The organism is Sporomusa sp., assembly GCF_035561155.1.
In the GTDB taxonomy this organism is placed as follows: Bacteria; Bacillota; Negativicutes; order Sporomusales; family Sporomusaceae; genus Sporomusa.
In genome coordinates, this window is sequence record NZ_DATMYD010000027.1 from 1 (window position 1) to 11,181 (window position 11,181).

The following is an 11,181-nucleotide window of genomic DNA, read 5'->3' on the forward strand; positions in this document are numbered from 1 at the left end:
TTTTCCACGAACCGCTTCCAATTCTGTTTTCCATCAAAAAAGATCTGCCATAAGATGTTCTTTTTCATTCTGCTCTGTTTCCGCAAACCCACGCCAGTTCTCCTGCTACAGGCTCTTTAAACTTATAAATTCTGATATACAAAAAAAAACCGGCCATCGGCCGGCTATAAGGTTTCCCAAATGCTAAGAATAAACCACCTATGAACTATTTTGTCACGTGGATAAGTTGAGCTGCCAATTTCTCTAGGTCAATGTTATTAACCTCTTGAATATGTTGCTTCCATTCCGCTTTAATTGCCGCCGCGCCGCCAAAAGCACCGCACAACGCGCCGACGATGGCGGCATTAGTGTCGGCGTCATCACCAATATTGATAATTGTGGTTAAGCAGTCATCAAAATGCCCTTTGCCGGCGTAAAAGACACCAAGACTGAGCGGAATTGATTCATAACTTTTCATACCAGCACCAATCAGCCTGTATAATATGTTGCCAATCTCAGCCAGACTTTTACCGGCATGACGGTCAACCATTTCTACCGCTAACTTTATTCGGTCTTCTATTGAAGGCGCCGGAATGTCATGGCCTTTTTCCTCACCGAACCGTGCGCCATAAATAGCAGCTTCCATAACCTCATTGATATTCCTGCCACCAGCCATTGAGCAGGCTACCGCCGCCGCTACCGCGCAAGTTGAGCCAACTCCCGGTTTACTGCCGTGAGACACAAGCGCTGATTCACAAGCCGCCTGAACGGCTTGTTTAATATCGCCATGATAAAAAATGCCTATCGGCGCGACCCGCATGGCACCGCCGTTGGTATCACCGATTTTGGCAGCCTCTATATAATCACCGCCTTCAATAATGGCTGTTAGAAATCTTCTTGTGCTGGGTCCAATCACCGTAGATGCCAGCATCTTATTCTTAATGGCCCACTCTTTCATTTTGGCTACAAACAACGGCCTGCTAAAGCCGGAGTGCTCAATTAAAACAGCTGCAATAATAAGACTTTCCTCAGTATCATCTGTTATTGCACCCTCTGTTAGCATGCCGTGTGCAACCTGTGCTGCTGACGGTTTATTAAAGCCAATAATCCGCCCGTAAGACTTTTCAATTTGCTGCGGCGTCATAAACGAGGCCGGCATTCCCATCGCATCGCCAATAGCTGCACCGATTAAACATCCATAAGCACGATCCAACATAATATTAATCCCCTTTGATTAATTTTTTTACATCGTCAAGACCAAAATCGCCATTCGGGCCAATAAAAGTCGTGTTTAATGCGCCACAGGCTGATCCTACTTTCAACACATCTTCAATATTCAGATGTTCCAAAAATCCATAAATGCACCCGGCGGCAAAACAGTCCCCGGCCCCGGTTGTATCTACGGCCTTGACCGCGAAAGCCGGGATGTAATATTTTCTCTGCCCAACATAAGCAGTAACCCCTTCACTGCCATTCTTAATGATGACATACTGAATTCCCTGCGCAGTCGTCCATTCCGTAAAATCGCCGGCAATTGCCAGCCGTTCCTTGATCTTATTGATTTCTTTCACATTCGGTATCAAAATATCGCTTAGCGCCAATACCGACAACAAGATGCTGAGATTAATTTCATGAACCAGCGGCCCCGGATCAAACATAAGGACAGCGCCTTGTTCCTTTGTGGCTCGAACAAATTCTACAATTTCACCGGCATTTTCAGCCAGGAGATAATAGCCTGTTAAATAAACAAGACCGGTTGACGCCACCAGTGAGGCTGCAACCAAATCAGGCGAAAACTTGCTCTCGCAGCCTTTAAAGGTCATAAACGTCCTTTCAGAAGAAGCGTCCACAATGACCAACGAATAACCGGTACGCTGGCCGGCTTGCACCTTGACACAGTCCCGGTTGATATTGGTTGCTGCTAAATAGGCTTCTATTCCCTGCCCGTCCTGGTCATCACCAATTGTTGAAACCGGATAGGCAGATACCCCCAGATTCCGCAGCGTGCAGGCCACATTAATCGTCGAACCGCCCACCCGTTCAAAAGATTCGTTGATCAGCACATCCTCCCCTTTTGCCGGATACTCGCCCACCAACAAATATTTATCAATAATCAGCCCACCCAAAACCAACACTTTGTTCTGTTTAATATTAGTTGCACTCACACCATCACCTACTCATCCAATAGGACACTGCCCGCCTGGTCCCAGGTTAAATACACTTCATCGCCGGTATTGAAGCGCTCACCGCTGAACGAATTTTGCAGTTGAACAATCACTTCCTCCCCCATAACCTCTACCCGGAAATTGGAAATGTTACCGGCATATGTAATAAATTTAACCCTGCCCCACAAAAAGGGCTTCCCTTCGGGTCTTGTAGTCTCCAGCCGGATTCTCTCTGGCCGCACCGCAAGAATACACTCTTGACCTGGCCGCCGCGCTTCACACGCTCCTGCTGCACCCTGGATTTGATCGCCGTTTTTCAGTTCCAGGCAATAACTGCCGTTGTCAATATCTTTAATGATACCTTTAAAAAAGTTGGATTGTCCCAAAAATCCAGCAACAAACCGATTGCAAGGTTTTTCGTAAACAACGTGCGGAGCATCCATCTGGACAATATTACCATCTTTCATCACCGCGATTTTATCCGACAAAGTTAAGGCTTCTTCCTGATCATGGGTCACAAAGATGGTTGTAATTCCTACCCTCTTTTGAATTTGCCGCAGCTCTACCTGCATATCCACCCGCAATTTTTTATCCAGAGCGCTCAGGCTTTCATCCAAGAGCAGCAGCCGCGGTTTGATTACCAGTGCCCGGGCCAAAGCAACCCGTTGCTGTTGTCCACCTGACAACTGCTTTGGTTTTCTCTTTTCGAGACCTATTAGCTGAACCATTTCAATGGCTTCAGCCACCTGCTTTTTTATTGTCCCGGGATCAACCTTCCGCTGCTCCAGGCCAAAAGCAATATTTTGTTCAATTGTCATATGTGGAAACAAAGCATAGCTTTGAAAAACCATTCCCACATTGCGGCGATACACCGGCAGATTATTATATACCTCGCCTGCCACTACCACTTCACCAGCATCCGGGCTTTCAAAACCGGCGACAATCTTTAACGTTGTTGTCTTCCCGCAGCCGGAAGGGCCCAGCAGCGACAAAAAGGTGCCTTGTTCAATACTTAGATTGATATTATTCAAGACCAGGTTGGAATCATATCGCTTGGTCAAATTATTAAGCGAAAAATAGGACATCCGCATTACCTCCCAAAGACGTTCTTAATCGAGGATTGCATCAACGCTGCAATCAAAATAATCATAGCCATAGTCACCACCAGGATGATGGTAGCAACTGCGTTAATCTCCGGTGTAAAGCCGAATTTTATTGATGAATAGATTTCAATCGGCAGCGTACTGCTCCCGGAAGGTATGAGGAAGTAGGAAATGACAAAATTGTCAAAGGATATCATAAATGCCAAGAAGCCGCCGGCAATAAGCGCCGACCAAATATTAGGAAGAATAATCCGGTAAAAAGTTGTCCACTCATTGGCACCCAGGCTGTACGCAGCTTCCTCAATCGATTTATCCATATCGGCAAGTCTTGCACCGATGACCAGCACCGCATAAGGCAGCGAGATAATCACATGCCCGATTAATAACATGAACAGATTTTTGCTTAACCCCAGTTTCATTAAAAACAGCAATAATGATAAGCCCATAATCAGCCAGGGAATAGTCAGCGGCATAACCACTAGTGAATTAACCAGACTCTTAATCCGGGTCCGTCCCTCCGGCAAGCCGAGCATCAACGCGGTTGCCAGCACCACACAGATAACGGCCGTAATGGTGGCAATATATACGCTGTTAATAACGGCATCCATCAGCTTGGTATTATTAAGCAGTACACCATACCAATGCGTGCTAAAGGAAAATGGTAACGTGTTATAGCGTGACTGATTGAAGGACATCAGCGCCAGTACAAAAACCGGAATGTACAAAAATGAAAAAATAAGAATTGCGTAAAGCCATCCTAAAACTTGCTTTTTCATTTTGCTAACCCTCCTTGTTAAATTTCGCTACCATACCCATCGACGCCAATACCATCGCCAGCAGGATGAAGGCAATTGCTGCCCCGAAATTCCAGCCATAAATTTCAAAAAACTGATCTTCAATAATGGTGCCTATAACCGAACCATTGACGCCACCCAGAATTCGTGGTTCGACAAAGCTTCCCAGACAGGGTATAAATACCAGCACTGAGCCTGTCAATATCCCCACTTTACTCAAGGGGAGGGTAATTTTTCTAAACGTAGTGAACGGAGTGGCTCCTAAGCTTTGAGCCGCGTCAAGAATGGCATCATCCAGCTTCTCCAAAGACATAAAAATAGTGATTACCATATAAGGAAAATAAATATGTACCAGCCCAATAATAACTGCGGCCTGGGTAAACAAAATGCCGAGACTGCCCTCAAGAAGATTCAGGTTGCGCAAAAACAGTTCCAGCATGCCGCCGTCACGTAAAAGATTAACCCAGGAATACGCCCGGACCAGGGCACTGGTCCAAAAGGGAATAATAATCAGCAACAATAGCAGACCTTTACCTCTGCTAATGATTTTCGCCATAATATACGCCATTGGATAAGCAACTATCAGACAGATAAAGGTGACTATCAAACTCATTTGAACAGTTTTGGCTGTTAACTTAAGATATAGTTCTTTCGAGAAAAAATCAGTATAGTTCTGTAAAGTAAAACTACCGTTGGGGCCATTACTTAAAAAGCTGAAATAGAGCATGATAAAAAGAGGGACAACGCCAAATGCAATGAGCATAAATAGCGCCGGACTCATCAGCATGATTTTTCTCTTCATTTTTTCCTCCAGTCAACGCTGCTCGGCTGCGCCGTTTCCTCATATACAAGAGAAAAAAGCAAGCCCAAAGTACTTTGGGGCTTGTTTTTTTACTGTTAATAGGTTACTGGGCTTTTACTTCCTGCCATAATTCATTCCAAGCCTTTTTTACTTCGTCTGTTTGATACGAGATAAAATACAGTTTATTCAAAGATGCTTCATCCATGCAATTATCCTTTACCAGTTGTGGGTCAAGGGCTGCCGTAGCCAACTTGTTAACAGGGGCAGGACCGCCGGATTTAGCCCAATTTTCCTGGAACTCCTTGCTCAGCATAAAATCAATGAACTTGTAGGCCAAATCCACGTTAGGCGCATTTTTTACAATAGCCCAATTATCCACCCAGCCAATAGCTCCCTCGCGAGGGATGATAAACTTAATCGGCTGACCTTCCTTCTTCATTAAAGCCGCTTGTCCACTCCACATGACGCCAACGGCAATTTGATTATTAGCGAAAAGTTTAGACCACTCGTCACCTGTCTTCCAATAGGTTTTATTAAGTGGTTTTTGCTCCAGCAGTTTCGCTTTAATGGCCTTCAAATCAGACGGCTTATTGGGATTTTGTCCCAAGGCGATGGCAGCATTCATTACCGCATCATTAAAATCATCTCTAAAGCCAATTTGTCCTTTATATTTTTCATCCCACAGAGCATTAATAGTGTCTACATTTTCTTTGATCATGTTGGTATTATACGCAATAGCCGTTGACCCCCAAACCCAGGGAATGGCATAGGTCTTGCCATCCATACTGTTTTCCGGCAATTTTTTGAACTTATCGGCAACATGCTGATAGTTCTCCAATTTGCCGGTATCGATAGCTGCCAGTAAGTTTTCTTTTTCAGCAACCGGCAGCACCGAAGCATTTGGCAATACTACATCAATTTTGCCCACACCATCAGTTCTTAGCTTTGTTAACAGTTCCTCTTCCGAAGACATATAAATATGTACTACTTTACATTTGTACTTGTCTTCAAATTGTTTAACGACCTCTGCCTTATCGGAACCATAATCTTTCCAATTGACTACCACCAACGTTTTCGTCTCTTTACTTGCTTCCGTCTGGCTTGACTTCAGACCGCAACCGGCAACCCCCACTGCCATCACTCCGGCCAGAAGCGTCACCATTGCCTTTCTTAGAAAATCCTTTTTGTTCATCTTAAACCTCTTCCCCCTCCAATAATGTTTAGCTGTTTCCATTTTATACCCTTATCCGGTGACCCACCGCGCTAAGGCCCGCTTTATTTAAGCCGCTATACTTCCATATTGGCGACAACTTTAAACTGTATATTAGGACCATAGACAACGCGCAGGACCTCAATTTCCCGGTTTTCCCTGTCAAATATTTGACCTGATGCCAGTAAAAGCGGAACATCTTTTTGTAACTTAAAAGTCTCTTTCATAGTCCTGTCACCTAGCATTGCGTTCATCGAGAGCTCGGCTCGCTTGGGAAAAATGTTATATTCAGTTCGCATAAGGTTATAAAGAGAATTGACACTAAAGTCATACTGCTCAAGGCCCGGAAAAAGGTCCAAGGGAATTTGCGAATAATCTATTGTTAAAAAAACAATCTTTTCTCCTTGTTTCACCCCTCGTACTCTGTCAAGCGCCAAATATTTTTTATTGTCTATAGTGATAATTTCTTTTCTCAATACCACAGAATACGGAATTTCAGCCCGATTCATAATATAGTCAGTAAAACCGCCGAAGTTCCAAATATTATATTTTACCTCTTTAAAACAAACATAAGTGCCCTTACCATGAACCTGACTCAATAAGCCTTCATTAACAAGATCAGCAATAGCCCTGCGAATTGTCGTTCTGGTAATTTTATACTTTTGCGACATTTGAGCTTCCGACGGAATTAGATCGCCCTCTTTGTATATACCGTTTAGAATATCCCCACGTAATATTTTTGCCAGTTGAACATATAAAGGAATCGCATCATTTTTATGTAACATTTTTATTCTCAACTTCCTTATCCGGTTGTCTACTTGTCCGTATCAGTTAGTCTTCTACTTCGTCGAAAGTTCATAAATTCCTGCTAGTATTTGCTATTTTTTAAATGGTTAATAAAAATGGAGGCCATTGATGCCTTGCATGCAATAAAAAAAGTTGTATATATGGTGCTGTAATGTATAATTAAAAATAATATAAATCTATATAAGGTGATTTAATGAACTTTAATGATAAAGTCTACGAATTTGTTCGTCAAATTCCAGAAGGAAAAGTTGCATCTTATGGGCAAATCGCTTTCATGACTGGAACTTGGCGGGCATCCCGCGCGGTGGGTTATGCGCTACACCGCAATCCGTACCAAGGTAAAGTGCCTTGCCACAGAGTAGTTTTTAAAGATGGCAGACTCGCTACTGGCTTTGTATTTGGCGGTAAAGATGTGCAGCGGCAACTACTTGAAGCAGAGGGAGTTGAATTTACCGAGGATGGGCGTGTGGATATGAATAAATGCTGTTGGAATCCATGATTATATTGCGTCTAGCCGGGGTTCAATTGTAGTAATTGCCTTGATCATCTGTGGCTACCCGTGAGTAAAGTCGAAGCAGCACTTGACCCGTATGTTACGCAATTTGCAGGTTTTGTTGGGAATAATGTGGAATAGTGTACTAAAGAATAAGGCAAAAGGGGTAAATTAATAAAAAGTCTATTACCAGGAAGCAATATTCATCTGAAAGGACTGGATGCTTTTGATACGAATTGGGGTAATTGGACAGTCTGGAGAGATACCGGCAGAAACATGTCTACTAGCTGAAGAAATAGGCAAGGAAATCGCGTTACGCGGCGCAATTCTTCTTACTGGCGGAACGAGCGGGGTAATGGGGGCAGTTTCCCGTGGAGCGAAGCAAGCAAATGGTTTGGTCGTAGGTATTCTCCCTGGCGATACCGTGGAAGTAGCAAATGAGTATATTGATATTCCTATTACCACGGGATTGAGTTTTGACTACAGAAGCCTAATATTAGTGCATTCTTCCGATGTAATAATCATGATAGCGGGAGGCAATGGTACGCTGGGCGAGTTATCCGCAGCATATTTAAACCGTAAGCCTGTCGTAATTGTCGAAGCCTCCGGTGGATGGGCCTCAAGAGTTCGTGGGATGGCCTATGACGGTTCCTATCTTGATGAACGAAAGTGGGTTAAACTTGACTACGCAAATACGGCTAAAGAGGCTCTTGATATTGCAATGAGTCGGAGCCGCGCGAGAGAAATGCCAATAAATAATAAGGATATCAATATTGATAGTGAATAGAGCGAATCCGCCGTTACCATAATCATCGGAATAACGGCGGATTTATCTATTCAACGCTATTGACCAATTTAGGAAATATATGTTATGTTATACACATACTAACGTAATACAAAGTTGCGCAACTGACGGATTAGTGGAGTTTACCACATGAAGCGCAATTTTCAGAGTATGTCGACCGTCTGGACAATAATTATTGTTCAGACGGTTTTTTTGTTTTTCAAAATATATAGTTCGGGTTTAAAAAATTGAACTATTTTACGAGTGAAAATTATATCCGGGAGGATGAGAGATATGAGTTTTGCTGGCAAAGGCGAAATATCTAAGAGTACCGTCAACAGGCTAGCATTATATTATAATATTTTGCAACAGTTGCGTAATGAAGATAGAGTGATATGCACTTCTGAAGATCTGGGGCGACGCATGAACATTCCTTCTTCGCTTGTACGCAAAGATCTCGCCAATTTTGGAGAATTCGGCACAAAGGGCGTTGGGTACCAAATTCACTATATGATCTGGCGAATCGAAAAAATTTTGGGGTATACTGCATCCTGGAATGCTGTAGTAGTAGGCGCATGTATGCCAGTTTTGCCCATGTACACTTCTGGTGGTATTTTTCCGCCAGGAATCCATATTGCTGCTGTCTGTGATTTAGCAGGAGACAAACACGGAGTTCCTGTCGGTTGCGGCTCAGAATTGAAGATTGAGCCGTTTAAAAATATTTACGAAATTGTTCAGAAACGAAATATTGTCATGGGCATTGTGGCTGTTGAGCAAACACAAAGTCAGATGGTTACCAACTGCCTGGTTGAAGCAGGCGTTACTGGGATTGCCAACCTATCCCCAATTCCTGTTATGGTTCCAGATCATGTCATACTGGTAGAAATTAATCTTGCCTCCAGGCTGAGCCAGATTACCTATAGCTTAAATGGTATTATGACGAAAGACAATCGGGTGGAATCCTTCTGTACACGCTAAGTGAAAACCTTATATGGCATCCTTCTTTATACCCACTATCGTTTTGGGAAGAGGTTTTTTGAGAGAAAAAAAGTCGCCCCCTGCGGGAGCGGTAATCTATGGATAAAACGCGAGTTCTGGAAAAAGCGCAAGCGTAGAAGTTTCAAGTAAAAGTTCCGGAAAGAACACAAAACCAGGTTGAGGAGGATCGTTACTATTATCAATATTCCGATTATCGCCACAGCAAGGACATACGCCATGAAAGAAGTAATAATCGAATTCGCAACCACACCACGAGCATACCTTATATAACCTAAAGTAACAAACTTCATATAATTTAAAGATCGAAGTATTGGTTTTGATACACTTTTTAGTGGACTTCGCCAAATGCCAATTTGGTACACCAGAATAGTGATCCACAAGGATGCCTCCCATGTTGCTCTTTAATCTACTATATGTAAATCACTAGTGATCTGCCACTCATCTGAAAAGCCGCCTACCCGCAGGACATGCGTCCTAAAACCGGATTAAATATGAATCTCTCCATTATTTCGTGGCTGCATATTATGTAATATCACCCCACTGAAATAGGAGGATTGTTATTATGAAGAATAAAAGAAAAATAAAATTGAAGGACCCCCCCGAAATAACTGATTGGAGCGAAGAACAGCATAGTCGCTATTGTTGTATCCCGTTTAATTGCCGCCCCTATCATTGCCGACCTTATTACTGTCGTCCATACCGAATATGTCGACCTTTCGACTGCTGCAATCCGCAAATAAAATTCCATGGCCTTTGAACAATATAACAGCGCCAAACAGCATAGTCGCCTAATGTTTGGGTAAACTAAATATATAATTCTCTCTCTCCCATTAAGCGCCGTAGATTAAACCGGCGCTATTTTTTTTGGGCTTGTTCAGATGATGCAGTGCTGGAACCAAAAAAATATTGAAACCTTTCGTATCGCATGTGACAATTAGAGTAAAAGAATACGGAGGTCTCACTAGATGGAGCATGAGAAAACAAACGAGCAAGAGCTTACATTAAATCAACGACTTAAGCATTGGGCGCGGACGCTCAAGAGCAATATAATTACTATCTACTTTGCACTAAAACATCCACAGACACCGGTGTATGCTAAAGTTTTTATTGCTATTATTGTTGGCTATGCACTAAGCCCAATAGACCTAATTCCAGACTTTATACCAGTGTTTGGTTATATAGATGATGTAATCCTATTGCCACTGGGGATAGCCCTAGCAATAAAACTGATACCGACAAATGTCTTCAATGCTTGCCGCGAAGAAGCAAGAAATAATCCGCCTGTTATGAAGCCTAAGATTTGGGTTGCAGCATACGTCATTGCCATTCTGTGGCTTGTTGTCCTTTACGCCCTATACGAGCTGATTAGATAGTTTAAAGCACAAACAATCTGTCTAGCCATTTCACCCTGCACTCTATAAATCTCAATGACAAAAAGAGCAGTACCGGCCGGTCTGCTCTTTTTAGGTCATTAGTCACTGCAATATGCATTTATTAGATTTTTTCAATGGAATCAACCTGAAACATACATGAACCGGCCTCATTTAGAACGCGCCGGAGCTTTGCCGTATCTATATCTGCGGCCGGTGCCTGAACGTCAACGACAACCTGGCCAACACGCTGAGGAATCGCCTTTGCTGCTTGAATGGTAAGTCCGGCAAATTCATTAGTATGACGGCGAATATGAGCGATTATTTCCTCTGCAGTACGGTCAGTATTACCGAATACAATCTGCAAACGGTCTGCCTGGTGTTGTTTTACATCCTTAGATTCACTCATCACATTGCCTCCTAAAATTCTGGATACGCTTGGAATATTGCGCTATATTCCTATTATACCAAAACTTGCTAAAAGAAGATATTATAATGAGAATTTTGCTGAACCACCTGTGCCTGCTCTTTTCTCAATCGAGTAGGAGCTGAGTAATTAATTTACTCAGCGACCTCTCACACCACCGTACGTACCGTTCGGTATACGGCGGTTCAATAGAATTAGTGTATTAATGAATATCTTTCACTTATGGTGATAAAGCCTAATTTCCTTAG

The 11,181-nt window shown here is 43.0% G+C and carries 12 protein-coding genes and 1 riboswitch; of the genes, 4 read left to right on the forward strand and 8 right to left on the reverse strand.

Going from position 1 to position 11,181, the window contains the following annotated elements; all coding sequences use genetic code 11:
- Positions 1 to 205: 205 nt before the first annotated feature.
- From VN447_RS04290 to VN447_RS04320, 7 genes are all read right to left on the reverse strand, one after another.
- The gene (locus VN447_RS04290) at positions 206 to 1,195 is read right to left on the reverse strand and encodes an ADP-ribosylglycohydrolase family protein (protein ID WP_325523163.1); all 990 of its coding nucleotides are present in this window, start codon (positions 1,193 to 1,195) and stop codon (positions 206 to 208) included.
- A gap of 4 nt (positions 1,196 to 1,199) precedes the next feature.
- Positions 1,200 to 2,144: a carbohydrate kinase family protein gene (locus tag VN447_RS04295; protein WP_325523165.1), complete on the reverse strand. Its 945-nt coding sequence runs from the start codon at positions 2,142 to 2,144 to the stop codon at positions 1,200 to 1,202.
- An 8-nt stretch (positions 2,145 to 2,152) separates the two neighbouring features.
- Positions 2,153 to 3,229 (reverse strand): ABC transporter ATP-binding protein, encoded by a 1,077-nt coding sequence (locus tag VN447_RS04300; protein ID WP_325523167.1) that lies wholly within the window; start codon positions 3,227 to 3,229, stop codon positions 2,153 to 2,155.
- 5 nt (positions 3,230 to 3,234) lie between these two features.
- On the reverse strand, positions 3,235 to 4,023 hold the full coding sequence (locus tag VN447_RS04305) for an ABC transporter permease (RefSeq protein WP_325523168.1): 789 nt from the start codon (positions 4,021 to 4,023) through the stop codon (positions 3,235 to 3,237).
- Between the two features lie 4 nt (positions 4,024 to 4,027).
- Entirely contained in the window at positions 4,028 to 4,843 is an 816-nt protein-coding gene (locus tag VN447_RS04310) for an ABC transporter permease (RefSeq protein ID WP_325523170.1), read from the reverse strand.
- A gap of 103 nt (positions 4,844 to 4,946) precedes the next feature.
- Positions 4,947 to 6,035 (reverse strand): ABC transporter substrate-binding protein, encoded by a 1,089-nt coding sequence (locus tag VN447_RS04315; protein ID WP_325523172.1) that lies wholly within the window; start codon positions 6,033 to 6,035, stop codon positions 4,947 to 4,949.
- Between the two features lie 95 nt (positions 6,036 to 6,130).
- Positions 6,131 to 6,838: a GntR family transcriptional regulator gene (locus tag VN447_RS04320; RefSeq protein WP_325523174.1), complete on the reverse strand. Its 708-nt coding sequence runs from the start codon at positions 6,836 to 6,838 to the stop codon at positions 6,131 to 6,133.
- A gap of 215 nt (positions 6,839 to 7,053) precedes the next feature.
- Between VN447_RS04320 and VN447_RS04325 the strand changes: the two genes are divergently transcribed.
- From VN447_RS04325 to VN447_RS23260, 4 genes are all read left to right on the forward strand, one after another.
- The gene (locus VN447_RS04325; protein WP_325523176.1) at positions 7,054 to 7,359 is read left to right on the forward strand and encodes an MGMT family protein; all 306 of its coding nucleotides are present in this window, start codon (positions 7,054 to 7,056) and stop codon (positions 7,357 to 7,359) included.
- 220 nt (positions 7,360 to 7,579) lie between these two features.
- On the forward strand, positions 7,580 to 8,140 hold the full coding sequence (locus VN447_RS04330; protein ID WP_325523178.1) for a TIGR00725 family protein: 561 nt from the start codon (positions 7,580 to 7,582) through the stop codon (positions 8,138 to 8,140).
- A gap of 108 nt (positions 8,141 to 8,248) precedes the next feature.
- Positions 8,249 to 8,332, forward strand: a riboswitch (ZMP/ZTP riboswitch).
- Between the two features lie 99 nt (positions 8,333 to 8,431).
- Positions 8,432 to 9,115 (forward strand): redox-sensing transcriptional repressor Rex, encoded by a 684-nt coding sequence (locus VN447_RS04335; RefSeq protein ID WP_325523180.1) that lies wholly within the window; start codon positions 8,432 to 8,434, stop codon positions 9,113 to 9,115.
- 986 nt (positions 9,116 to 10,101) lie between these two features.
- On the forward strand, positions 10,102 to 10,509 hold the full coding sequence (locus VN447_RS23260) for a YkvA family protein (RefSeq protein WP_414714878.1): 408 nt from the start codon (positions 10,102 to 10,104) through the stop codon (positions 10,507 to 10,509).
- A gap of 121 nt (positions 10,510 to 10,630) precedes the next feature.
- Here the strand turns inward: VN447_RS23260 and VN447_RS04345 are convergent, their stop codons facing one another.
- Positions 10,631 to 10,915: a hypothetical protein gene (locus tag VN447_RS04345; protein WP_325523182.1), complete on the reverse strand. Its 285-nt coding sequence runs from the start codon at positions 10,913 to 10,915 to the stop codon at positions 10,631 to 10,633.
- Positions 10,916 to 11,181 lie beyond the last annotated feature (266 nt).

Coding starts and splice junctions, on each gene's coding strand:
- VN447_RS04290 (WP_325523163.1), bottom strand. CDS start 1,195: ATGTTGGATCGTGCTTATGGATGTTTAATCGGTGCAGCTATTGGCGAT.
- VN447_RS04325 (WP_325523176.1), top strand. CDS start 7,054: ATGAACTTTAATGATAAAGTCTACGAATTTGTTCGTCAAATTCCAGAA.
- VN447_RS23260 (WP_414714878.1), top strand. CDS start 10,102: ATGGAGCATGAGAAAACAAACGAGCAAGAGCTTACATTAAATCAACGA.
- VN447_RS04310 (WP_325523170.1), bottom strand. CDS start 4,843: ATGAAGAGAAAAATCATGCTGATGAGTCCGGCGCTATTTATGCTCATT.
- VN447_RS04305 (WP_325523168.1), bottom strand. CDS start 4,023: ATGAAAAAGCAAGTTTTAGGATGGCTTTACGCAATTCTTATTTTTTCA.
- VN447_RS04345 (WP_325523182.1), bottom strand. CDS start 10,915: ATGAGTGAATCTAAGGATGTAAAACAACACCAGGCAGACCGTTTGCAG.
- VN447_RS04335 (WP_325523180.1), top strand. CDS start 8,432: ATGAGTTTTGCTGGCAAAGGCGAAATATCTAAGAGTACCGTCAACAGG.
- VN447_RS04300 (WP_325523167.1), bottom strand. CDS start 3,229: ATGTCCTATTTTTCGCTTAATAATTTGACCAAGCGATATGATTCCAAC.
- VN447_RS04315 (WP_325523172.1), bottom strand. CDS start 6,035: ATGAACAAAAAGGATTTTCTAAGAAAGGCAATGGTGACGCTTCTGGCC.
- VN447_RS04320 (WP_325523174.1), bottom strand. CDS start 6,838: ATGTTACATAAAAATGATGCGATTCCTTTATATGTTCAACTGGCAAAA.